The organism is Mesorhizobium sp. M7A.F.Ca.US.006.01.1.1 (assembly GCF_003997935.1).
Classification (GTDB): Bacteria; Pseudomonadota; Alphaproteobacteria; order Rhizobiales; family Rhizobiaceae; genus Mesorhizobium.
Window position 1 is genome coordinate 1 of the sequence record NZ_RZQL01000094.1, and the last position, 24294, is coordinate 24294.

Below are 24294 nucleotides of genomic sequence, written 5' to 3' on the forward strand. Positions count from 1 at the left end.
ACGCAGCGGTGTGAGACGGGCATTCTTGTGGATGTTCATTCGGACCCTCCGATGGATGCTGAAGCGTGGTAACTCCAGTCTCCTCGGTCCGGTCCGAATGGACAACCTCTCGAAAGCTCACACCTAGAACTCCTCTTGAAAGCGTATCTAGCTTCAAAGGGCGTGTCGAAACGCGGTCTCCGGCTCGGCTTCGGTCACAAGATCGAGGACATTTACGAAGCCGCAGTGGCCCTAGGAATGCCGCCGATTGGGAACGTGAAGATGATTGCCAACAACCTTGACCTGATGAATTCTCAGCAAGATTTTAGGTACCCGTCGGGGTACAAGCTGAATGTCCCGCCGCCGAGCTTCTGCCGAGAAACGTATAACGCTCTCCACACAGCGATCGAGCCGAGGATCCCCACCGAGGTACTGAAAGCCAACCTCAAATTTCATTGGGATTTTCGGGGGAAGACTGTCATTTGGAAGGACGAATAGCCCGAGGATGATCTTCCCCATCTACGTTGGCGTTCTTATGGCGCTGCTGTCAGCATCCGCCATTGGCGGTGGCGGCAAGGCGATCTTGTTGGGATGGCCGCCTCGCTGACAATGGCCGGGATGGGCACTCGCCGGCTGGCTAGGTTCTTAGCAGGCCATAGCCGGCTGTCTGGTGGAGATCGTCTTTCAGGGCTTTGATCGTCTGTGAAAGGTCGCGAACCTTGTCCATCAGCGTCTGAATGGTCGCCCCGATGGGCTGGATCTTAACGCCTCAATCGTCGCGAGAAGCTCAAGGTAGACGTGGTTCAATTGAACTTTCTCCCTTCGAGAGCTCTCAATGGTGATCGACATGTGCGACCAGGCTCGATCAATTGCCTGTTCGCTTATCCTTCATCGACAAGCGGACGCGTGCCGCCACCTCCCTTCCGTCACGCGAAGGACCCAGCCGGCGAGACCAGACGGCGTGCGTGGCGCAATCTTCTATGTGACGAGCGGCGAGATCGCGTGTGTCCCGCCGTGATGGGATCATCTATTCGTCGAGCGCGGCGCTGGCGCCATCATCGTCGATATCTGCAAACCCTGGGATGATCCAGCAGCTTCTCCTTCGACAGCAGCCCGGCGTCCTCGAGCGCCTCGAAATCCGGCAGCTGGCGCAGCGTGTCGAGCCCGAACTGCGACAGAAAAGTTTTGGTCGTCACATAGGTGTAGGGCGCGCCCGGCTGCGGGCTGCGCGGCCCCGAGGCGACCAGCTGCTCAGCGCGCAGCACGCCGATCAGGTCACGTGACACCTCCTTGCCGAAAAAGCTCGACAGCTCGCCACGGGTGATCGGCTGGAAATAGGCAATGCACATCAAGACAAGCGCCTCCGCCTGCGACAGTTCTTTTGCTCCCTCGCCCGCTGCCGTGCCGAAGGCTGCGTGAATGGCGTCGCCAAAAACCTTTTTGGTCCGGTGCTGCCAGCCGCCGGCGACCGCGACCAGCTCGTAAGGGCGGCCGGCGAGTTCGGCGCGAATGTCGTCGATGATCAGCTCGATATTGCAGTTTTTTCCCACCACCCGCGCGAGGACACTACGTGTCACCGGTTCATTTGCCGCAAAGATCACCGCTTCGACGCGGGCCATCCATTCGCACCAGCGCAGCTCCGGCGGCAGATGTTCCAGTTCGGTGTCGAGCAGCGCCGGCTGATCGTTTGGCTTGCGGCGGGCGGACGCTTCGCTCATCGCTACAGCCCGAACAGCCGGAATGTGGGGCGGCCGGAGAGCTCGCGCACGACCTCCAGTTGCTGCAGCCGTTCGAACAGCCGTCGCGATGCAAAGCGCGACAGATTGTCCGTCGTCAGCGATCCGGACACGGCGTCTTCACTGAGCAGCAGAAAGATTACGTCGCCGGCGCCTTTGGCGCGCAGTTTCGGCGCCACCGCCAGGAGTTTTTCGGCCCGGCGCGACAGCTCGGCGGCCAACCGACAAGCGTCCGCGGCGGCCGCGACGAGCGCGATGCAAACCGCCCGCTCAAAATTCTTGTCCCCGGGCCGGATGCGCCGGCCACCGCCGGCCTCGGTGCGGAAAGATGGTCCAAAACCCTGCGCCATTAGGAGCGGCAGGGGCTGCGGCCAGCCCAGGCGTTGCGCCAGTACCAGGTCGGCGAGCCACCAGCCAAAGACTTCGGCATCGGGACGCATGGCGACGACCTCAGCGGCGATCGCCGCGGCGTCGAATGGCGCCGACCGCTGGGATACCCCGAGTTTTTCGATCTGCGTGCAAAGGTCGGCGAGCGCGGCGCCGTCCCAATGGAGGCCAAGCTGGTCGAGTATCTTCCCGAGCCGGCCGGGCGTAGCGGCGGGCGGCTGCCTGGCCAACTGCCGCCAGGCGCCAAAGACGGCGCCTGCGGGACCGGGGTCAGCACGTAGGGGACGCAAATGCCAGGCATCGCGCAAGGCGGCCGCATCCTCGGCGCGGCCGGCGAGCCGCATGCTGGAGGCGGCGCAGCGAACCGCCAGCCGCTGCCGCCAAGCGCCGGCCCAGGCTGCCTGCGCGCGGGCGAGCGTGTCGAGGGCACCCAGGGCGGCGCCGGCCCGGAAGGCGGCGTCGCCGTCACTCGGCGCGCCGGCGCTTGTGATCGCCCACGCGGGAACGGAGGGCGGCGCAGAGGAGCTGGCGGTCGCGGGATCGAGGCGAATCATAATTTGGAGAGTAAAGTGCCGGTGCGCTTTTCGCCATGATTTTCGTGCCAAAACGCACAGCCTGTCGGATCAGCACAACGACTGATAGTGTTGCATTATCAATCTCTTCACGAGTTCGTCCCTGCTAAGCCATTTGGCCAACAAGTAAGTCTCGACAGGGCACCTTTTTGCGCAGCCGGACGAAACTCCGTTCGGAAATGTGCCGGCTCGCGGCGTAGGAGCCTGCTCAGGTTCAGATGTCATGAAGGCATCTAACGCCCGATCTGCCGCGCAACTTCGGTCCCATATTCATTGCCGACGGGGTATCTGAGGGCGACGTTTTTTGCGGGTTTTTCCTGGTCGGCTTTGGAGGTGATGCTGGCGCCGATTGTCACAGGCTACTTCACTATCTGTTCCTTGACCGATGAGATCTTTTGCGCTGCGGCGCTCCCGTCTTTGCTGTGGGTCACCTTCTGACCCAAGCCCCAACGTACACACGCGGGAGTGTCCTACAAGCCATCGGTTTCGACAGATCGGATGGATTGGGCAGGCGAGCCCAAAAGCTGCGAGCTTAGAGCGGTTATAAATCGTAGTTGTAGCTGTGTAACAAACTGTGTAACAAAAAGCGCGAAAAGACTAGTATTTTCAGTATCATAGAGGTGAAAGGGAATCCCTCCCTCTCCGCCATTCAATCCCGAGAAACCGGACATCTCCTGGGCCGCCTGCCGCATATCGCGCAGCCAATAGGACAAAGCCGCCCGAGCCGGGCACTCTGGCTTTCACGGAGGCCGTAAGCTTCGGCAGGCCCATTCGGCATCTCCGCCCATGGCTTTCTGTCCGCAAGCGGCAGCCATGCCGCTGTGAATTTACCAGCCGGTGTAGCCCAAATGGGGGAAGAGGCCCGGCCCGAGATCTCGTACGGTTGGTTCGCTCAACCAGTTAGGAGACCACTATGCGCAAAGCCCCTCTCGCCATCACAGTCGCCGGCGCGGCCTTCTTCAGTCTTTCCACTGTCGCATCGGCATGCGTATCGATGGACGGCAACTTCGTCGTAAATAACTGCAATTATCGCGTCATGGGAAATTACAAAGGCTCGGATGGCGGGTGGCTTCGGACCCATCCGCGCGGGCGGTCGTGAGGTAACTTCCAACAGACGCGATGCCGGCTGGGACATCAGCTATTCAACTACGGTTCATGGGTGGCCGGCACATGTCGGCCGAAGGATCCCAGGCAGATGTAAGCCGCTTTCAAGCGCGTCACTTTGCGCGCTCGGCTCGATGCTGACGATGTGGCCGGTGTCGAACACCTGCCACTCTGTCGGTGCACGATAAAGCCGTTACTGCTCCTTCTTGAACAGGTCTTGGAAGATCAGCTGGCCCCAAGTGCGGCCGCGTGCGTGCACCAGTGCGCCGCCCTCGTTGAGCTTTCCCAGCTTGACCGGTGCGAACCCGAGTTGTTTGGCCAAGTCCGCCACGGGGGCGATCGCGTCCTCGTCGTCGCTCGACAGAAAGACGACCCGGTGGCCGCCCTCGACGATCGGATCGGCAGCCAGAGTGGCCGCAATCAGGTGATTGAACCCTTTGACGAGCTTGGCGCCAGTGAATGCCTTCGCGACGAAGGCGGAGGACGGCAGACCGTCCAGCTCTTCAGGGACTGGAAACACGTTCGTCGCGTCGATGATCGTCTTGCCTTCCCAGCTTGGCAGCGCCTTCGCGACATCCGGGTGCGATTCAAAGCGGACAGCCAAAAAGATGATGTCCGCCTTGACGGCGTCCGCCAGTGTTTTCGGGATGATCGTGGGTCCGATTGCGGCCGCGTCAGATGCAAAGCTTTCCGGGTCGCGCGTGGTTGCCACGGACACTTCGATGCCCTTGCGGGCAAATGCCTTGGCAAGAGCCTGCCCGATCTTGCCGAAGCCGATAATTGCGTAGCTCATATATTTTCTCCTATCTAGTGTTGGAAGCAAGTTTAAGAAGCGGGGTCACTACTGGCGGGGCTGAAGGGCCAGCCACGGGACCGCGCCGGGGTCAGACCTGCGCCATGCCTCCATCAACGGCGAGATCCACACCGGTGATGTAAGAACTGTCATCGGAGGCGAGGAACGTGACAGCAGCCGCGATTTCCTCTGGCTTGCCCCTGCGACCCATTGGGATCTGTGAAGCAAACTGGGCGACGGCTTGCTCTGCTTGCTCAGGGGTAAGGCCTGTTGTTGTTTCCAAGGCTGGGGTTTCGATTGCTCCTGGGCTCATCGTATTCACCCGGATTTTGCGGTCTTTCAGCTCTAGAGTCCAAGCGCGCGAGAAGTTGCGCACTGCCGCCTTGCTCGCGGCGTATGTGCTGAACCCTGGCAACCCCAACACGTTCGAAACCGAAGAATTCAGAATAATCGAACCGCCGTCTTTGAAGAGGGGAAGGGCCTTCTGCACCGTGAAGAACAGCCCCTTTACGTTCACGTCGAAGGTCTGGTCAAAGTGGGCCTCGGTAGCGACCGCGAGCGGCGCGATTGTTCCGGCGCCCGCGTTTGCAAATAGAATGTCGATCCGACCATGTTTCTCCTTCACGACGGCATACAGCCGGTCCAGGTCCTCCAAGCGCGACACGTCACCCACGACCGCCGTAACGTTTCTCTCGATGAAAGCCGCAGCCTCCTTCAACTCTTTGTCCCGTCGCCCGGTGATCACGACGTGCGCACCTTCCTCCACGAAGCGCTTGGCGGTGGCCAGCCCGATCCCGCTGCTTCCGCCCGTGATGACTGCGACCTTGCCTTCAAGTCTTTTCATGATGTTCTATCCTTCGTTGCGTTGCCCGGACGCGGGATCGCGACGGGTCAGAGTTGCGCCAGGCCGCCGTCAACGGCGACCTCGCTGGCGGTCATGAAGCTGCTGTCCGACGATGCGAGGAAGGCGGCCACGGCCCCGATCTCCGCCGGATCGGCCATGCGCTGGAGCGGAGTCATTGCGCCGTAAGCCTTCTGGCCTTCCTCGCCCAACGCCTCCTTCGCGAGTTCGGTCGCCGTCGCCCCGGGCGACAGCACGTTTACGCGGATGCCCGTGCCCTTCAGGTCTTCCGCCCAGGTCCGCGCGAGGTTGCGCACTGCCGCCTTGCTCGCGCTATAGGCAGTGAATCCCGGAGCGCCGGTGGTGCCGGCACTCGATCCGGTCAGGATGATCGAGCCGCCCTGGCCCATCAGCGGCAACGCCTTCTGGACCGTGAAGATCGTACCCTTCACATTGGTGTCGAAGGTGTCGTCAATGTGCTTGGCGGTGATCTGGCCGAGCGGAAGCGGGCCTCCGGCCCCGGCATTGGCGAAGACGATGTCGAGGCTTCCGCGCTCGGCCTTCACCGCAGCGTAGAGTCGGCCGAGGTCGGCCTCATCCGAGACCGAGCCCTTCACCGCGCGGGCGTTGGGCCCGAGGTCCGCCACGGCGGCGTCGAGCGCTTCCTGTCGGCGGCCGAAGATGAAGACGAAGGCGCCCTCCTCGATGAAGCGCTTTGCCGCGGCGCGGCCGATGCCCGTAGCGCCGCCAGTTATCACAGCGGTCTTTCCAGTCAGTCTGTTCATGTTCATGCATCCTTTGTTTCGCCGTCTCGTGTCTTTGGCTGTACGGGGAAGCCCCGCGAGAGCCCCAAGATGGGTTCGCCGAAGTCGAGCGGTGAGTGCGCAATCGCGCACATCGGCGGTGCAAAAACGATCCAGTTAGATAGTTGAACGCCGCGACGACCGCGCGAACGACGGCTGAGCGTGTTAGAAGGGGCTTTGCAAGTCGCACTGCACTGCGCAGGAATGCACCATGATCGACTGGGATGACGTTCGCTACTTTCTAGCCGTCGCACGCGGAGGCTCGGTGCGGGCTGCCGGCGCGCAGCTCGGGGTGAATCACTCGACCGTGCTGCGACGCATCGCCCAGCTCGAGGAACGCCTCGGGGCGCAGATGTTCGAAAAGCTGCCTTCGGGCTACCGCCTGACGGCAGCGGGCGAGGAGGTCCTCGAGCTCGCGAACCAGATGGAAGCGTCGTCGCACCAGCTGGAGACGCGCGTCTTCGGGCGCGACCAGAGCGTACGCGGGCTTCTGCGGGTGACGCTGGCACCGCCCATCGCGACACACCTGCTCATGCCGGACTTCGCCGATTTCGCGCACCTGCATCGCGACATCGAGATGGAAATCCTGTCGTCCGGCGAGCTGGCAAATCTGACCAACCGAGAGGCCGACGTCGCGATCCGCGTCGTCTACGACCGCAAAACCCTGCCGCTCAATCTTCACGGCCTGAAGGGACCGGAGGTTTTCGGCGGCGTCTACATGTCCCGCGATCGCCTAACCGCATGGCGTACGGGCGCGCCTGATCCCATCCGGTGGATCGTCATAAGCGTTCATGGAGTTCCGGAATGGGCCAGCGCGGGTGAGGTTTGCACCACGGGGGTGCCATTCAGGACCACGGACGCCGAAGCGCAGATCGTTGCAGTACGGCAAGGGATCGGGATCACTACACTGCCGTGCTTCATCGGAGATGCCGACCCCCTGCTGGTGAGAGTTCCGGGCACCGACCTGCACATGTATGGAACGCTCTGGCTTCTCACGCAGGGGGAGACACGCAAGACCAAGCGGGTCCGGCTCTTCACGGAGTTCGTATCCCGCAGGCTCGCCGCCTACGCTCCGCTTCTCACGGGACTGTCCATATCGCGCGACTGACGCCTAGCGGGTCGCCTGCGGTGGATAAGCGGACAGCGGCACCTATTGCGGTTTCAGATGCTCAGCCATGAAGTCGATGAACACCTCGGTCTGGGCCTGATCTGTCGACTCGCCGGCCAGAGAACATTGAACTGATCGGTCTCGTCGGGGGCACGGCGGTGAAGGAATGGGCGACGGAACAGGAGGTCTCGGAACGGATGCCTTCTCCGAAGATCCCTATGCTTCAGGGCGCGTGACCAGTCGCTGATCTGACCTCAGGCCGAGCCTTCGGATTGGTGCTCGGCAATCGCACTCAGAAAAACCTGGCCGAACTCCTTCAGCTTTGCCGCCCCAACCCCATTCACTTCGGCGAAGGCGTCGAGGTCGCGCGGGCGGCGCTCGGCCATGTCGATCAGCGTGCGATCGGAGAACACCACATAGGCCGGCACCTGGCGCTCCTTGGCGAGGCGCAGGCGCAAGGATTTGAGCGCGGCCAGCAGTGACGCATCGATACCCTCGGCGTTCATGCCCGAACCCTCGGCCGCTCGCATCTTGCGCAAGGCGCGGCTGCGCACCTCGACGCGATAATGGAACGGCATCTCGCCACGGCCAAGCGCATGGCCTTTTTCGGCGATGGCGAGGCCGCCATGGCCGGCCGGATCCGGCATCAGGAACCCGCCGGCGACGAGCTGCCGGATCAGCGACAGCCACAAATCCTTCTTGTGCGCCAGACCGCTGCCGAAACTCGTGAGCCTCTGGTGGTTCCTGGCAAGCACCTTCTCGGTTTCATGGCCGAGCAGGATGTCGATGACATGGCCTGCACCGAAACGCTCACCGCTCTGCGCGATCGCCGTCAGGATGATCCGCGCCTCCGCTCCGCCGTCGGCGCGCGGTGCCTGGTCGAGGCAGGTGTCGCAATTGCCGCAAGGCTGCGCTTCCTCGCCGAAATAGCCGAGCAGCACCTGGCGGCGGCACTGCGCCGTCTCGCAATAGCCGATCAGCGTGTCGAGCCGGCCATGCGAGCGCCTCTTGTGCTCGGGCGGCGCATCCTCGTCGTCGATGAACATCCGGCGCATGCGGATGTCGCCAAGGCCGAACAGCATATGCGCCTCGGCGTCCCGCCCATCGCGGCCGGCGCGGCCGATCTCCTGGTAGTAGGCCTCCAGGCTGCCCGGCATGTCGGTGTGGAAGACATAGGCGACGTCAGGCTTGTCGATGCCCATGCCGAAGGCGATGGTCGCCACCATGACGACACCGGACAAGGTCATGAAGCTGTTCTGGTTGGCGTCTCGCGCCTCTTTGCTCATGCCGGCATGATAGGCGAGCGCGGTGACGCCGTTCTTCTCGAGGAAGGCCGCCATCTCCTCTGTCTTCTTGCGCGACAGGCAATACACGATGCCGCTGCGGCCGGGATGACGCTCGACGAAGCGCAGCAACTGGCGTTTGCTGTCCTGCTTGGCCTCAATGGCAAGCTTGATGTTCGGCCGGTCGAAGCCCAGCACCAGGGTCTCGACGCGCTCGGCAAACAGCCGGGATTCGATGTCGGTGCGCGTGCCTTCGTCCGCCGTTGCCGTCAGCGCGATGATCGGCACGTTGGGAAAGATGCCGCGCAGACGCGACAGGTCTTCGTATTCGCGCCGGAACGCCGGCCCCCATTGCGAGATGCAATGCGCCTCGTCGACGGCGATCAGACTGATATCGAGCCTGGCCAGCGCGTCGAGCATGCGCTCGGTCATCAGCCGCTCCGGCGCGAGATAGAGCAGGCGCGTCTGGCCCGAAGCCACGCGCCGCCATGCGGCGATGTTGGCATCGCGGTCGATCGAGGAATTGATCGTGTCGGCCGCCACGCCGGCAAGCCGCAAGGCGGCGACCTGATCCTGCATCAGCGCCACCAGCGGCGAAACGACAATGGTGAGCCCGCCCAGGACAAGTGCCGGGACCTGGTAGCAGAGTGATTTGCCTGCACCTGTCGGCATGACAGCCAGCACATGACGCCCAGCCAGCAGCGCGTCCATGACATCAGCCTGGCCGGGGCGAAAATCATCGAAGCCGAACACGTCCTTCAGCACGCGCCGCTTGGGATCTCGCTGTTCTGTCGCGAGGGCCGCCGGTGCCTGCATCACCGCGCGTCCACGGTCGGCGTGCTTATTGGCATGTCATAGCCAAACTCAGCGCAGAAACGCTGGACGCGGACGAGAAATGCCGGGGGCAGGCCGCCGAGATAGGTCCTGAATTCTTCATTCCGTTCCCATTTTCGCAACGAAGCCACCCAGATCGGATTGTCTGGATCCTCGCTGAAACGCATGCGCGGTGTCATTCCGAATGACTGCGCGATTCTGGCCTGCTGCGCATCGGGCGCGCCGATCATGTCTTCGTAGCGGACGAAAAGGATCTGCCGGTTCGGCTGTGCCTTCTTCAGCCGGATCAGCGCGTCGTATTCGGCCAGCCAGCGATGCGGCGTGACGTGGAACCGACGCTCGTTGCGTGTTTGTGGATGCGAACTTGTCAGCGTGTCGAATGGATGGCGCACGCAATAGATCAAGCCGATGGAGGGAGGTAGCTTCGCCAGATGCGCAAAACCGCGCGCATCGCGCTTGACGACGAGGTTCGATTCCGGCCGGTCCAACATGTCCAGCATTGTGTATCGCGCTTCGGGCGGATGGACGAAAATGTCCTCGAAACACCTCATCAGCCGCTGTGTCAGCGTCGTCCCGCTGCGCGCGCAGCCCGAAATGAAAATTCTGTTGGCGGGCGTCGCGCGTGCGTATGTGCGTCTTTGCATGCGCTGTTTCAGAGACAGCGGCACGAACCGCAGAAACTCCCGCACAACCCTTCGCGCAGCCGCTCCAAACGCAGCCTCAAGGCTGTGAGCGCCCTTCATCCGCAATTCCGCTGGGCCGCACGGCGCGAAACGCGCCGCTTGGGGTCCATGGCCAAGATGCTCGTCGCCGATATCAGCATCAGGCAGACACCGGGCTGGAATTTCGTGGACTGGAGAGGATGTGGAAACCGGTCAAGACGACTCTCTGCGTGACGCTTTGGAGTAGCGCAGCCGTCATCCAACCACAACGCTCCTTTGCAGGAACCTGTCGTTGATGCGGCCATCTGCGCGTGCCAGCCGGATGTCCTGCACATCCGAAAGCGGCTTCCCCTAGGACACCTGCACCCCCGCTGGATTCCGCCACGCACCACGATGTAAGCTCGGCCCGGCCAGCCAGGGAGGGCGCGATGCTGCAGACCAGACAGGATGTTCTCGGCGAGCGGTTCCACCTGCAGCGAGCCGCCTTCGAGGCGCAGCCTTTCCCCAACTTTGACGTCCGCAAGGATCGCCTCAAACGCCTGCTCGCGCTCACCGAGCGGCACGAGGCCGATATCTGTGCGGCCATCGACGCCGACTTCAGCGGCCGCTCCGCACACGAGACGCGGCTTGCGGAACTGTTTGTCGTGCGCGCCGGTATCCGCCACGCGCTGTCGCATCTCAGGGGCTGGATGCGGGAGCGTCGCGTTGCCACCACCATGCCGTTCCAGCCCGGAAGAAATCGCCTCGTCCCGCAGCCGCTCGGTGTCGTCGGCATCGTGTCGCCCTGGAATTATCCTTTCCAGCTCGCCGTCGCGCCGGTCACCGCGGCACTCGCGGCCGGCAACCGCGTGCTCATAAAACCTTCCGAATTGACGCCGGCATTTTCAGCGCTGCTGGCCAAACTGGTTGCCGAGCATTTCGCACCCGATGAGCTCAGCGTCATCAGCGGCGACGCGGAGATGGGAAAGGCGTTCGTGTCGATGCCTTTCGATCATTTGCTGTTCACCGGCTCGACCGCGGTCGGACGCCAGGTCGCGATTGCCGCGGCAGCCAACCTGACCCCGGTCACGCTCGAGCTCGGCGGCAAGTCGCCGGCAATCTTCGATCCGTCATGCGGCCTCGACGCGGCAGTATCCAGCATTGCCTACGGCAAGCTGTTGAATGCTGGACAGACCTGTATCGCGCCGGATTATCTTCTGGTCCCGAAGGGGCAAGCAGGCATGGTCGCTGCCAAGCTCGCAACGGCGATCGCGAAGCTCTACCCGACCTTGTTAGATAACCCCGACTATACCGCCATCATCAGCGACCGGCACCGCCAGCGCCTGCGCGACATGGTCACTGAAGCGCGTGACGCCGGCGCCGATGTCACCGAAATCAACCCCGCCGGCGAGGAACTTGACGCCAATAGCCGGAAGTTGCTGCCGACCCTGGTCCGCAATGCCGGCGCAAACCTGCGGCTGATGCGCGAAGAGATCTTTGGGCCGGTGCTGCCCATCGTAGAATACACCGGGATCGACGAGGCGATCGCCCATGTGAACGGGGCCGACCGCCCGCTGGCACTCTACTGGTTCGGCCGCGACAGCGGCAACCGTCAACGCATCCTGCACGAGACAATTGCCGGCGGCGTCACCGTCAACGACTGCATGCTGCATCTGGTCCAGGAAAACCAGCCCTTCGGCGGCGTCGGCGCCAGCGGCATGGGCGCCTATCACGGCGAATGGGGCTTTCGCACCTTCAGCAAGGAGAAACCGGTTTTCATGCAGTCGCGGCTGAGCGCGGGAAGCTTGCTGCGCCCGCCCTACGGCAAGACGTTCGAACGGCTTTTCAGCCTCCTGCGTCACATCACCTGACCGGGCGAGCTACGCAACCCCGGTGCATTAAGACTATCTTCACCACGGTGCGGCAGGGTCCTCATCCTGCGGTGATGTCTTGAGTACCGCGGCGCCACAAGCGCCCAGGCAACAGACCCGCGCCTCTTTTGAGGTGCGGGTCATTCCCCGCTCGATCTCTTGCCCTCGCTAGAGCAATTCTCGGAAAAGTGTGAAGCGGTTTTCCGTCTAGAATTGCGTCAAAACAAAGAGTTAGAGCAGCTCACCGTTTCCGTGAAACGGTGAAATGCTCTAGATGAGGAAATCGGCCCGGTGCGGCGTAAAGCTGTCGACCAGCCGCCCCGCTTCGAGCGCCTTGACGCCGTGCACCAAACCGGACGGGACGATGAAGCTGCCGCCGGTCTCGACGGTTTCCGTCCGGCCGTCGATGGTCACCTCGAAGCGACCCTCGGCGACATAGCTTGCCTGGACGTGCGGGTGCGAATGCAGGGCGCCGACGCCACCCTTGTCGAAGCCGAATTCGACCAGCATCAACTCGTCGGTGTGCAGGAGAATGCGGCGCCTGTTGCCGTCCGGTGTCGCCGTCCAGGCGCCCTCGCCGGCATGCGCGAAGATCTTTGCGGTCATCGTCGTCTCCTCAGAGCAATTCCAGGATAAATGTGAAACGGTTTTCCGCCCGGAATTGCGTCAAAATCTAGCGCGCCAACCAGCCGCCATCCACCGGCACCACCGCGCCATGCATGTAGTTCGACGCCGGCGCCAGCAGGAACACGGCGGCATCGCCGATGTCGCCCGCCTCGCCCCAGCGACCGGCCGGGATGCGCGCCAGGATAGCGGCGCTGCGGTCGGGATCGGCGCGCAGCGCCTGCGTGTTGTTGGTCTCGATATAGCCCGGCGCGATGGCATTGACGTTGATGCCCTTTGCCGCCCATTCGCACCCGAGCAGCCGGGTGATGCCGAGCACGCCATGCTTCGAGGCGGTGTAGGACGCGACACGGATGCCGCCCTGGAAACTCAGCACCGAGGCGATGTTGACGATCTTGCCTTTCCGCCCACCGGCCAAAGCGCGCCTGGCGAAGGACTGGCAGAGCAGAAAAGCCGTCTTCAGATTGACGTCCATGACGTCATCCCAATCGGCCTCACTGAGATCGACGGCATCGGCGCGGCGGATGATGCCCGCATTGTTGACCAGCCCGTCGAGCGGACCGCTTTCGTCCCAGACGCGGTCGAGCAAGGGACCGGCGGCCGAAGTGTCGGCAAGGTCGGCACTCACCGCCTCGAATTGCCCGCCCATCGCGGCGATCATGCCTGCCGTGTCGTCCATCGACGAGCGGCCGACGCCGACCACCGCGCCCCCGGCGCGCGCGATCGATACGGCGATGCCCTGGCCGATGCCGGTGTTGGTGCCGGTGACCAGGATACGTTTTCCGGCAAGGCTGAAGGGGTCGCTCACCGCAGATCGCCCAACGCCACCGGGTCGACATCGGTATAGTCGACATTGTCGCCGGCCATCGCCCAGATGAAAGCATAATTGGAAGTGCCGGCGCCGGAGTGGATTGACCAGCCCGGCGACAGCACGGCCTCCTCGTTGCCCATGACGATATGGCGCGTTTCGTCTGGCTCGCCCATGAAGTGGAAGACGCGCGCCGTCTCGGCCAGGTCGAAATAGAGATAGGCCTCCATGCGCCGGTCATGCACATGGCAAGGCATGGTGTTCCAGATGGAGCCGAGTGCCAGCTGGGTCATGCCGACCACCAGCTGGCACGTCTTCACGCCATCCGCATGGATGAACTGGAAGATCGAACGCTCGTTGCAGGTGTCCTTGCTGCCGAGATCGAGGCGCTTGGCGTCGCCGATGCGGATCAGCTGGTTCGGATAAGTCTGATGAGCGGGCGCGCTGAGCAGATAGAATTTGGCCGGCGCGGCCTTGTCAGCCGAAGCGAAGGACACATCCTGTGTGCCCATGCCGAGATAGAGCATGTCGCGCGCCTGCAATTCGAAGGGCTGGCCGCCGGCCGTGATGACACCTGCACCACCTATGTTGACGGCGATCAGCTCGCGGCGATCGAGAAAGGTTTTTGTTCCGGTTGGCTTGATCGCTTCCAGCGGCAGCGGCGCACCCGTCGGCACGACGCCGCCGACGATCATGCGGTCATAATGCGTGTAGGTCAGGCTGATGCGGCCGGGCTGGAACAGGTTTTCAATGTGGAAATTGTGACGCAATTCGTCGGTTCCCATCGCCGCAGCGGCGGCCGGGTCGATGGCAAAGCGGGATGTATAGTCGGTGTGGCTCTGGTTCATTGTCGTCCTGACTTGAAACTGGTCATTCGCCGGCAGTGGCCTTGACCGAACTGGCATAAAAGGCCTGACGCGCATGCAGGCGCTCGCGGTAACGCAGCTGGCTGGCGGTGAGGTGCGCGCGCATCGCCTCGCGCGCGGCCTCGGCATCGCCTGATGTGATGGCGTTGAGGATCACCAGATGCTCGCGCTGCAGCCCGCGCTGATAGCTGTCGGATTGCACCAGTTCGGTCGACCAGGGCGAGGTCACGTCGCACGGAATGGCGCGCCGGCCGAGCACGTCGAGCATCTCGACATAGAACGGGTTGTTGGTAGCGCTGGCGATGGCGCGATGGAAGGCGAGGTCGGCCGGACCGGTCGGCTCGCTGGCAAGCAGCAGCCGCTCGAATTCGAAGAAGGCTTCCTGGATCGCTGCCTCCTGCGCGGCGTTGCGACGGATGGCGGCGATCCCGGCCGATTCGATCTCGATCGCGAGGCGCACCTCAAGCACGTTGAGCGCGATCGAATCCTTGCTGCCCATGTCGGCGGCCAGCGCCCCGAACATCGTCGAGATGTGCTCGGTGACGAAGACACCGGCGCCTTGGCGCGGCTCGACCAGCCCGTCGGCGGCAAGCTTGGCCAGCGCCTCGCGGATGACGGTGCGGCTGACGCCGAAAGTCTCGGTCAGCTGGCCTTCGGTCGGCAATTTGTGGCCAGGCAGGATCTCACCCGCCTGCAACTGCTTGCGGATCGTTGCGACCACGATTTCCGACAGTTTAGGCTTTCTCTCGACCCTGAGGTCGGTCGCGGTGTCCGATGCCATGTCGCCCTCTATTTGAACACGCTCTATTTGAAGACACTCGGCAGCCAGAGCGAGATGGCCGGAATGTAAGTCACCAGTCCGAGAACCACGATACCAGCGCCATAGAATGGCCAGATCGAGCGCATCGCCTCCCACACCGTGATCTTGCCGACCGCGCAAGCGACAAACTGCACGGTGCCGACCGGCGGCGTGTTCAATCCGATGCCGAGATTGAGGATGGTGATGACGCCGAAATGCACGGGGTCGACGCCATAATGCGTGACCAGCGGCAGGAAGATCGGCGTGCAGATGATGATCATCGGCCCCATGTCCATGAAGGTGCCAAGCAGCAGCATCAGGACGTTGAGCAACAACAGCACGACCAGCGGATCGGTGGAGATGGCGTTCATGCCGGCGATCAAGGCCGCCGGCACCCTGAGATAGGCCATCAGCCAGCTGAACGAAGCGGCCATGCCGATGATCAGCAGCACCATCGCCGTGGTGCGCACCGCACCCATCGTGGCGTGGACGAAGTCGCTCCACCGCATCGAGCGATAGCCAAGGACGGTGACCAGAAGGGCGTAGATAACGGCTATGCAGGAGCTCTCGCTGGCGGTGAAGACGCCCGAGCGGACGCCGCCGAAGATGATGCCGATAAGCAGCAGTCCCGGAACCGAGATGAGGAACAGACGGCCGGCCCTGGCAAAGCCGGGGAACGGCTCGATCGGATAGCCGCGCCGACGCGCCACGACATAGGCGGTGACCATCAGCGACACGGCAAGCAACAGGCCGGGCAGGATGCCGGCGGTGAACAGGTCGGCAATCGAAATCTTGCCGCCGCCGGCAATCGAATAGATGATCATGTTCTGCGAGGGCGGCAACAAAAGCGCGATCAGCGCCGCCATCGAGGTCACGTTGACAGCATAGTCGGCGCCATAGCCGCGTTCCTTCATCTGCGGGATCATCAACCCGCCGACGGCGGCGGCCTCGGCAACCGCCGAACCGGAAATGCCGCCGAACAGGGTGGCGGCGATGATGTTCACCTGGCCGAGGCCGCCGCGCATGTGACCGACCAGCGAGCCGGCGAAGGCAACGATGCGCTGGGCGATGCCGCCACGCACCATCAGGTCGCCGGCATAGATGAAGAACGGGATCGCCATCAGCGAAAACACGCTCATGCCGGAATTCAGCCGCTGGAACACCACCAGCGGCGGCAGGCCGAGATAGACGATAGTGGCGAAGCTGGCGGCACCGAGGCAGAACGCGATCGGCGTGCCGATGAACATAAGCAGCGTGAAGACGCCAAACAGGATCCAGATTTCCATGGGCTAGGCTTCCTGCACGGCTGGCATTTCAGGCACCTCTTCGAGATTGATATCCTTGTCGACATCGACCCCGGCCCATCTCAGCATCATGCGCTCCAGCGAAAACAGGCTGATCAGCGCGCCGCCCGCCGTCAACGGCAGATAGTCGAAGCCGCCGGGGAGACCGAGCGCCGGGATCGTCGATTGCCAGGTCAGCACGATCAGCTTGGCCCCGTACCACACCATACCGATGCCGAAGGCCAGCGCGACGAGGTCGGAAACAGTCCGCAGCGCACCCTTGCTGCCCTCGGGCAGGACATAGAGCAGCACGTCGAATCCCATATGGAAATTCTCGCGCACGCCGACGGCGGCCCCCAGGAAGATAAACCAGCTCATCACCATGATGGCGCTGGTCTCGGTCCAGCTCGGCGACGCGTTGAGGATAAAGCGGGAGAAGACCTGGTAGGCAACGAGCGCGGTCATGGCGACGAGCCCGATGCCGGCCAGATAGAGAGACAGGTCGCACAGCCTGCTCAAAATGGCGCTGAAGCGTCGTAGGGGCGACGCTTCAGCAAGCGACGCAGCACCTCTTCTCGTAACGTTCCTGTCCGCCATCGATACCCCTCCTCTGATTGGTCTGCGCCGGGCAAGCGATCGGGAGCCCAAAGGCTCCCGATCTCTAAGAAATCACTCGGTCGCCTGGATGCGCGCGGCGAGATCTTTCAGCTCGGGAGTGGAGAGATATTTCTCATAAACCGGCTTCATCGCGTCGATCAGCGGCTGCTTGTCGATCTCGCTGACCTTGACGCCGGCTTTCTCGACGATGTCGCGCGACTTCTTCTCCTGCGCGTCCCACAATTCGCGCATCTTGACCACGCTGTCCTTGGCCGCCTGCCGCACGATCGCCTGGTCTTCCGGCGAGAGCTTGTCCCAGCTCGCCTTCGACATCACCAGAACCTCGGGCACGATCTGGTGCTGGTCGAGCGTATAGTGCTTGGCGACCTCGAAGTGTTTGGCGGATTCGAAACTCGGCCAGTTGTTCTCGGCGCCGTCGATGACACCCGTTTCCAGCGCCGAATAGACCTCGCCGTAGGCCATCGGCGTGGCGTTGGCGCCCAGCGCATTGACCATGTCGACGAACACGTCGGACTGGATGACGCGGAACTTCATGCCCTTCAGGTCGGCGATCGAGGCGATGTCCTTCTTGGTGTTGTAGAAGGAGCGTGCGCCGGAATCGTAGAAGGCAAGGCCAACCAGATTGTGCGCTTCGAAGGCTTTGAGTATCTGCTCGCCGATCGGCCCGTCCATGACATGGCGCATATGCTCGACCGAGCGGAAGATGTAGGGCAGCGACGGCACCGCCGTCTCCGGCACGATGCCGTTGAAAGGGCCCATCGAGACGCGGTTGAGGTCGAGCACACCCGCCTGGGTCTGTTCGATCGTGTCCTTTTCCTCGCCGAGCTGTGCCGAGTGATAAACCTCGACCGAATAAGCACCCTTGGTCCGCTCCTTGATCAGCTCGCCCATATATTTGACCGCGTCGACGGTCGGGTAGCCGTCCGGATGCGTGTCGGCCGAGCGCAGCACGGTTTCGGCGTTGGCAATGCCGACCAGCAGTGAGCCGAAGGCGAATGTGGCCGCCGTCAATTTCGAAAGATGCAACATGACTTCCTCCCTTTTAAAATCAGGGCGCCCGGTTCAGAGCCGGTACGCCTTCTTCGCAAGCGTGTAGGCAAGCTCCCGCGCCAGTTCATGCGCCTCGTCTTCGCGCAGCCGATGCTCGGCGACGAGACGCGCCAGGAACGCGCAGTCGACCCGCCGCGCCACATCGTGACGCGCCGGGATCGATGGAAAGGCGCGGGTGTCGTCGTTGAAACCGACGGTGTTGTAGAAGCCTGCCGTCTCGGTGGTCATCTCGCGGAAGCGCCGCATGCCTTCCGGGCTATCGTGGAACCACCAGGCCGGCCCGAGCTTCAGCGCCGGGTAGACGCCGGCGAGCGGCGCCAGTTCGCGCGCATAGCTGGTTTCGTCGAGCGTGAAGAGGATGACGGTGAGGTCGCGTTCCAGGCCGACGCAGTCGAGCAGCGGCTTCAGCGCCGTCACATAGTCGGTCCGGGTCGGGATATCGAAACCCTTGTCGCGGCCGAATTTCTGGAAGATCGCGGGCGAATGATTGCGCCAGGAGCCGGGATGGATCTGCAGCACCAGCCCGTCGTCAAGGCTCATCTTGGCCATCTCGGTCAGCATCTGGGCGCGGAACAGTTTTCGCTCGCGCTCGTCGTCGGAACCACGGCGAACCCGATTGAACAGCTCTTGCGCCGCCGCATCCGAAAGATTGGCGGTCTCGGCCGTCGGATGACCATGGTCGGACGAGGTCGCGCCGAAGCTTTTGAAGAAGGCGCGCCGCTGGCGATGCGCGTCGAGATAGCCGGCCCAACTGCCGGTGTCGCAGCCGGTGATCTCGCCGAGCCGGTCGAGATTGGTTGAAAACCCTTCGAAATCAGGATCGACGACCGCATCCGGCCGATAGGCGGTGATAACGCGGCCCTGCCAGCCGCTGTCGCGGATCATCTGGTGCCATTGGAGATCGTCAAGTGCGCCTTCCGTGGTAGCGATGACCTCAATGTTGAAGCGCTCGAACAGGGCACGAGGCCGGAAGTTCTCCCACTGCAGCAGCGTCGCGATGGTGTCGTAGTGGCGGTCGGCGGTCGCTGCGGTCAGCGGTTCGTCGATGCCGAACAGATCGGCAAGCACATGATCGAACCACAGCCGGGTCGGTGTGCCCCGAAACAGATAATAGTGTTCGGCAAAACGCCGCCAAATCGTCCTGCCGTCGGTCTCGACCGGCGCGCCGTCCAGCGTCGCCACGCCGAGATCCTCAAGGCGGATGCCTTGGCTGAACAGCATACGGAAGATGTAGTGGTCCGGGACGATGAGCAGTTGCGCCGGATCCGGGAAAGGCTCGTTCAGCGCATACCAGCGCGGATCGGTGTGACCATGCGGGCTGACAAGGGGCAGGTCCTTGATCCCGGCATAGAGATCACGAGCGATCGAGCGCGAATGCGCCTCGGCGGGAAACAGCAGATCCGCATCGGTCAGTGCCACGATCATCCTCCCAGGGCCGCTATCGGTAGGGGTGGCAAGAAATAATGTCAACATACAAAAATTAGATTGTTGTATGATGACTTTTCGACCCATTGTGTGGCGGGAAATCGAATGTTACGCCGCTTTGCCGATCCCTGCCGAGGCCACTCATGTCATCCGACCAGACCAGTCGCACCACGACGACCGAACGCCTTTCCACGAAGACGGTGCGCGCACTGCCGGCTTCGATCGCGACGCCTTCGTATGATCGCAGCCGCGTCGTCCCGGGCATCGTGCATCTCGGCGTCGGCGCCTTCCATCGTGCCCATCAGGCAGCCTATGTCGACGATTGCCTGGCGGCAGGCGAGGCCGATTGGGGCATAACAGGCGTTTCGCTGCGCAGCACTGACACGCGCGGCGCTCTCACGCCGCAGGACGGGCTCTACACGCTGGCGATCAGAAGCAGTGGAACCGAAAAGCTTCAGGTCATCGGTTCGATCGGTGCGATGCTGGTGGCCCCGGAGGATCCGGGCGCGGTGCTGGCCACGCTGACCGATCCGCGCACCCGCATCGTCACGCTGACGATCACCGAAAAGGCCTATCTGAGGGCGGCGGGCGGCGGATTGGACACCGCCCATCCCGATGTCGCCCATGATCTGGCCAATCCGCAGATGCCGAAGACAGCGCATGGTTTTCTGACCGAGGCGCTTGCCCGGCGACGCGCCGCCGGCACGCCGCCCTTTACCGTGCTCTGTTGCGATAACCTGCCGGCCAACGGTGCCACGCTGCATCGGCTGCTGACCGAATTCGCCGCATTGCGCGATGCCCGGCTTGGCGTGAAGAGCGACGCCGGAATCGCCGACCACATCGCCCACCAAGTCGCGTTTCCCTCCAGCATGGTCGACCGCATCGTGCCGGCAACCACGGATGCCGATCGGGCGCGGATCGCTGAAGAACTCGGCGTCGAGGACGCCTGGCCTGTCATGACCGAGCCGTTCTGCCAATGGGTGGTCGAAGACAATTTCCCAGCGGGCCGGCCCGCGTGGGAACAATTCGGCGTCACCATGGTTCGCGACGTCGGCCCGTTCGAGGACATGAAACTGCGCCTGCTCAACGGCTCCCATTCGGCCATCGCCTATCTAGGCCTGCTCAGCGGTCATGCCACCGTCGACCGCGCCTTCGCCGACCCGGCGATCCGGCAATTCGTCGATGCCTTGTGGGCCGAAGCCATCCCGACCCTGCCCGAGGATGCCGGATTGGACACGAGCGCCTATACCGCGGAACTCGCGGAGCGGTTTTCCAACACTGCACTTGCCCATCGCACGGCGCAGATCGCCAATGACGGCAGCCAGAAATTGCCGCAGCGCATCATCGCGTCCGCCATCGAATGCCTGGAAGCCGGCACCGAACTGGTCCATCTCACACTGGTGGTGGCGGCCTGGATCGCCGCCTGCGCCGCGCGAGGAAAAACCTTGCCGGCGGGTCATTTCACCGATCCGCTCGACGCGGCGCTGACGGCACTTTTGAGTGAGCAACTGCCGGCGAACGAAACCGTGACCGCGGTGTTCGACCTCGCCGGCTTCGCCAGGGACCATGCCGAACGCCAGACGTTGATCGAACTTGTGGCCGTGCATCTCGTCCACCTGCGGCGGGATGGTCCGACATTGGCCTTCGCCGCGCTTGGCATACAGAGCGAGCAATCCTGAGCTATGACCTGGCACGGGTTCGGCCTCGCTTTAGGCCTATTTGGTAACCGAACCGTCCAACGTCTGGCGGGAAGAATAATCCGTGCCTTGCGAATTCCAGAACAATCGCACGGTCTTGCCGACGAGATTTTCGTAGGGAACGAAGCCGACCTTGAATCGGCTGTCGGAAGCATTGTCCCTGTTATCGCCCAGCACGAAATAATGGCCTTCGGGCACGTCGAACACGCGCGTGTTGTCGCCAATCGAATTGTCGCTCAGGTCGAGAACGAAATGGCTGACGCCCCCCGGCAAGGTCTCCCGTTGAAGCTTGGCTGGCCTCTCCTCGTATGAGAACGTGCCGGCCTCTTCGAGGCCGACGGCCACATCGTTGATGTGAAGCACGCCGTCGACCATTTGAATCCTATCTCCGGGAAGACCGACGATCCTCTGAATGTAATCGACGCTGGGGTCTGGCGGGAATTTGAACGCCACGACATCCCCTCGCTTGGGCTCCGCGCCGTATGTGCGTCCCTCTATCGGCAGCAGGTTGAACGGCACGCTGTAACGGCTGTAGCCGTAGGCGAATTTGGAGACGAAGGTATAGTCGCCTTCCTGCAATGTCGGCACCATACTGCCGGACGAAATCGAAAACGGCTGGAACAGGAAAGAGCGTACTGCGAACACAGCCGGATATGTCAGAAAGACGAGCATCAGCACCCAAAACCCGTGCGCATACCATTTGTCCGGTTTGAACCGGTGCGCGAAGGGCACGACGAGCGCTGCCCCCAGGATCATAGAACCGATACCTGAAAAATTGGCCAGCCAGGCAAGATCGGCTCCCGGCAACACTGGAAATCCGGTGTAGGCAAGTGCGAAAACGATGGCGCTGATCACCACCAGGCTCACAACCGCCAGCTTGCCGCTGCCGATCCACAGAAATCCGCCGAATGGGCCGCCAAAGGCCGACACCAGGGCCGTCGACCACCGGGATCGCGAGGCTGTTTCTCGTTGCGCCGTTTCTTCCGTCATCGACCCACCCCCATCCCAAGGCAGCGCGACTGTCCAACAAACAAAAAAGCGAGGCAAGGCCCCGCTTTTCAATCAGTCACCTGAAGCGAATTTTACGCCGGCAGGATAGCGCCTTCCAGCGTGGTGAGCTGGCTAAGGAACTGTTCCGCCTTGCTGCGGGCCTCGTCGTCCTTGGCATCAGTGGCGTCTTCCCTGGCCTCCTGGATGCGGCGCGCGAGATCAGCGCGGTCGACATCCTTCACGGCCACAGCCGATTCCGCCAGCAGCGTGCAGCCGGCCGGAACGATGTCGGCGAAGCCGCCGAACACCACATAGCGTTCTTCACCGCCCGCCGCGGTCTTCACCGTGACGACACCCGGCTTGATCGTGGTCATGACCGGGGCGTGATGCGCCATCACGGTCATCTCGCCTTCGGCGCCCGGAATGACGACGGATTCGACCTGCTCGGAAACCAGCAGGCGTTCCGGCGAGACCAGTTCGAACTTGAAAGCTTCAGCCATGATCAATTTAGCGAATAGCGAATAGCGAATGGCGAATAGTCAGAAGAATTCGCCGGCCCATATCCCCTATTCGCTACTCCCTATTCGCTATTCGCTTGATTACGCCGCTTCAGCCGCCAGGCGCTGTGCCTTCTCGACCGCTTCCTCGATGCCGCCGACCATGTAGAAGGCAGCTTCCGGAAGGTGATCGTAGTCGCCGTTGCAGAGGCCCTTGAAGCCCTTGATGGTGTCGGCGAGGTCGACCAGCTTGCCTGGCGCGCCGGTGAACACTTCGGCGACGAAGAACGGCTGCGACAGGAAGCGCTCGATCTTGCGGGCGCGGGCCACGGTCTGCTTGTCTTCTTCCGACAGTTCGTCCATGCCCAGGATGGCGATGATGTCCTGCAGCGACTTGTAGCGCTGGAGGATCGACTGCACCTGGCGCGCGACGCCATAATGCTCGTCGCCGACGACCAGCGGGTCGAGCATGCGCGAGGTCGAATCCAGCGGATCGACCGCCGGATAGATGCCCTTTTCGGCGATGGCGCGGTTCAGCGTCGTCGTCGCGTCAAGGTGGGCGAACGAGGTCGCCGGCGCCGGATCGGTCAAGTCGTCGGCCGGCACGTAAATGGCCTGCACGGAGGTGATCGAGCCCTTGGTGGTGGTGGTGATGCGTTCCTGCAGCGCGCCCATGTCGGTGGCAAGCGTCGGCTGATAGCCCACCGCCGACGGGATGCGGCCAAGCAGAGCCGACACTTCCGAGCCAGCCTGCGTGAAGCGGAAGATGTTGTCGACGAAGAACAGCACGTCCTGGCCCTGGTCGCGGAAATATTCCGCAACCGTCAGGCCGGTCAGGCCGACGCGGGCGCGCGCGCCCGGCGGCTCGTTCATCTGGCCGTAGACGAGTGCGGCCTTGGAGCCTTCGCCGCCGCCCTTCTTGTTGACGCCGGATTCGATGAACTCGTGATAGAGATCGTTGCCTTCGCGGGTGCGCTCGCCGACGCCGGCGAACACCGAGTAGCCGCCATGCGCCTTGGCGATGTTGTTGATCAGCTCCTGGATCAGCACGGTCTTGCCGACGCCGGCGCCGCCGAACAGGCCGATCTTGCCGCCCTTGGCGTAGGGAGCCAAGAGGTCGAGCACCTTGATGCCGGTGATCAGGATCTGTGCTTCCGTCGACTGCTCGACATAGGTCGGAGCCGGCTGGTGGATGGAGCGCATTTCGGTCGCGTCGACCGGGCCTTCTTCGTCGACCGGCTCGCCGATGACGTTGATGATGCGGCCGAGCATGCCCGGGCCGACCGGCACGGTGATCGGCGCGCCGGTGTCGCGCACTTCCTGACCGCGCACCAGACCTTCGGTCGAGTCCATGGCGATGCAGCGCACGGTGTTTTCACCCAGATGCTGGGCAACTTCGAGCACCAGTCGGTTGCCGACATTGGTCGTCTCGAGCGCGTTCAGGATCGCCGGCAGGTGATCGCCGAACTGCACGTCGACGACGGCGCCGATGACCTGACGTACCTTGCCGACAACGCCGGTTGCCTTGCTGGCCACTGCCGATGTCTTGGCCGCGGCGGCCTTGGCCGGAGCTGCCTTCGCTGCTGGAGCCTTGGCCGCCGCTTTCACGGGGGCTGCGGTCTTCGCGGCTGCTGCCTTGGGGGCTGCCTTCTGGGGGGTCGCTGCTTTCGCCATCGTCTTTACCC

21 protein-coding genes are annotated in these 24294 nt (G+C 62.9%); 3 read left to right on the forward strand and 18 right to left on the reverse strand.

All coding sequences use genetic code 11. The features are described from left to right. Window positions 1-1034 precede the first annotated feature (1034 nt). The 5 genes from EN943_RS17695 to EN943_RS17720 form a co-directional block, all read right to left on the reverse strand. Window positions 1035-1697 (reverse strand): SMC-Scp complex subunit ScpB, encoded by a 663-nt coding sequence (locus tag EN943_RS17695; RefSeq protein ID WP_063169436.1) that lies wholly within the window; start codon window positions 1695-1697, stop codon window positions 1035-1037. A 2-nt stretch (window positions 1698-1699) separates the two neighbouring features. Next, window positions 1700-2656: a DUF1403 family protein gene (locus EN943_RS17700; protein ID WP_063169437.1), complete on the reverse strand. Its 957-nt coding sequence runs from the start codon at window positions 2654-2656 to the stop codon at window positions 1700-1702. Window positions 2657-3971: 1315 nt separating this feature from the next. Then, window positions 3972-4571, reverse strand: a complete 600-nt coding sequence (locus tag EN943_RS17710; protein ID WP_127413872.1) for an NADPH-dependent F420 reductase — start codon at window positions 4569-4571, stop codon at window positions 3972-3974. 91 nt (window positions 4572-4662) lie between these two features. Then, window positions 4663-5415 (reverse strand): glucose 1-dehydrogenase, encoded by a 753-nt coding sequence (locus tag EN943_RS17715; protein WP_127413874.1) that lies wholly within the window; start codon window positions 5413-5415, stop codon window positions 4663-4665. 47 nt (window positions 5416-5462) lie between these two features. Then, window positions 5463-6197 (reverse strand): SDR family oxidoreductase, encoded by a 735-nt coding sequence (locus EN943_RS17720; RefSeq protein ID WP_127413875.1) that lies wholly within the window; start codon window positions 6195-6197, stop codon window positions 5463-5465. A 229-nt stretch (window positions 6198-6426) separates the two neighbouring features. Here EN943_RS17720 and EN943_RS17725 point away from each other — a divergent pair, with 229 nt between their 5' ends. Next, window positions 6427-7323 carry a LysR family transcriptional regulator gene (locus EN943_RS17725; RefSeq protein WP_127413877.1) on the forward strand — a complete coding sequence of 299 codons (897 nt, stop codon included), beginning with the start codon at window positions 6427-6429 and terminating at the stop codon, window positions 7321-7323. A gap of 254 nt (window positions 7324-7577) precedes the next feature. On the opposite strand, the gene recQ is transcribed toward EN943_RS17725, so the two are convergent. Both recQ and EN943_RS17735 read right to left on the reverse strand, forming a co-directional pair. Next, complete coding sequence (gene recQ, locus EN943_RS17730) at window positions 7578-9422, reverse strand: DNA helicase RecQ (RefSeq protein WP_127413879.1); 1845 nt, start codon at window positions 9420-9422, stop codon at window positions 7578-7580. Continuing rightward, window positions 9422-10084, reverse strand: coding sequence for a sulfotransferase (locus EN943_RS17735; RefSeq protein ID WP_245475886.1), 663 nt, complete (start codon window positions 10082-10084; stop codon window positions 9422-9424). Before EN943_RS17735 ends, recQ begins: the two co-directional genes overlap by 1 nt. A gap of 446 nt (window positions 10085-10530) precedes the next feature. Between EN943_RS17735 and EN943_RS17740 the strand changes: the two genes are divergently transcribed. Then, entirely contained in the window at window positions 10531-11952 is a 1422-nt protein-coding gene (locus EN943_RS17740) for a coniferyl aldehyde dehydrogenase (RefSeq protein ID WP_127413883.1), read from the forward strand. Between the two features lie 270 nt (window positions 11953-12222). On the opposite strand, the gene EN943_RS17745 is transcribed toward EN943_RS17740, so the two are convergent. The 8 genes from EN943_RS17745 to uxaC all read right to left on the reverse strand — a co-directional run bounded on the left by EN943_RS17745 (window position 12223) and on the right by uxaC (window position 19422). Next, window positions 12223-12558: a cupin domain-containing protein gene (locus tag EN943_RS17745; protein WP_127413885.1), complete on the reverse strand. Its 336-nt coding sequence runs from the start codon at window positions 12556-12558 to the stop codon at window positions 12223-12225. Window positions 12559-12625: 67 nt separating this feature from the next. Beyond that, window positions 12626-13384, reverse strand: a complete 759-nt coding sequence (gene kduD / locus EN943_RS17750) for a 2-dehydro-3-deoxy-D-gluconate 5-dehydrogenase KduD (protein ID WP_127413887.1) — start codon at window positions 13382-13384, stop codon at window positions 12626-12628. Further along, on the reverse strand, window positions 13381-14232 hold the full coding sequence (gene kduI / locus EN943_RS17755; RefSeq protein WP_127413889.1) for a 5-dehydro-4-deoxy-D-glucuronate isomerase: 852 nt from the start codon (window positions 14230-14232) through the stop codon (window positions 13381-13383). The genes kduD and kduI overlap by 4 nt, the downstream gene beginning before the upstream one ends. 22 nt (window positions 14233-14254) lie before the next feature. Further along, window positions 14255-15031 carry a FadR/GntR family transcriptional regulator gene (locus EN943_RS17760; protein WP_127413891.1) on the reverse strand — a complete coding sequence of 259 codons (777 nt, stop codon included), beginning with the start codon at window positions 15029-15031 and terminating at the stop codon, window positions 14255-14257. Between the two features lie 23 nt (window positions 15032-15054). Continuing rightward, on the reverse strand, window positions 15055-16335 hold the full coding sequence (locus tag EN943_RS17765) for a TRAP transporter large permease (RefSeq protein ID WP_127413893.1): 1281 nt from the start codon (window positions 16333-16335) through the stop codon (window positions 15055-15057). 3 nt (window positions 16336-16338) lie between these two features. After that, entirely contained in the window at window positions 16339-16929 is a 591-nt protein-coding gene (locus EN943_RS17770; RefSeq protein ID WP_127413894.1) for a TRAP transporter small permease, read from the reverse strand. A 72-nt stretch (window positions 16930-17001) separates the two neighbouring features. Continuing rightward, window positions 17002-17979 (reverse strand): TRAP transporter substrate-binding protein, encoded by a 978-nt coding sequence (locus tag EN943_RS17775; RefSeq protein ID WP_127413896.1) that lies wholly within the window; start codon window positions 17977-17979, stop codon window positions 17002-17004. 33 nt (window positions 17980-18012) lie between these two features. Then, entirely contained in the window at window positions 18013-19422 is a 1410-nt protein-coding gene (gene uxaC, locus EN943_RS17780; RefSeq protein WP_164778239.1) for a glucuronate isomerase, read from the reverse strand. A 146-nt stretch (window positions 19423-19568) separates the two neighbouring features. Here uxaC and EN943_RS17785 point away from each other — a divergent pair, with 146 nt between their 5' ends. Next, a complete protein-coding gene (locus tag EN943_RS17785) occupies window positions 19569-21104 on the forward strand; it encodes a mannitol dehydrogenase family protein (RefSeq protein WP_127413900.1) in 1536 nt (511 codons plus the stop codon). Window positions 21105-21140: 36 nt separating this feature from the next. Here EN943_RS17785 and lepB read toward each other — a convergent pair whose 3' ends face one another. The 3 genes from lepB to atpD all read right to left on the reverse strand — a co-directional run bounded on the left by lepB (window position 21141) and on the right by atpD (window position 24283). Continuing rightward, entirely contained in the window at window positions 21141-21794 is a 654-nt protein-coding gene (lepB, locus tag EN943_RS17790; RefSeq protein ID WP_245475887.1) for a signal peptidase I, read from the reverse strand. Window positions 21795-22204: 410 nt separating this feature from the next. Then, a complete protein-coding gene (locus EN943_RS17795) occupies window positions 22205-22612 on the reverse strand; it encodes a F0F1 ATP synthase subunit epsilon (protein WP_127413902.1) in 408 nt (135 codons plus the stop codon). 99 nt (window positions 22613-22711) lie between these two features. Beyond that, entirely contained in the window at window positions 22712-24283 is a 1572-nt protein-coding gene (gene atpD, locus EN943_RS17800) for a F0F1 ATP synthase subunit beta (protein WP_164778238.1), read from the reverse strand. Between the last annotated feature and the right edge of the window lie 11 nt (window positions 24284-24294).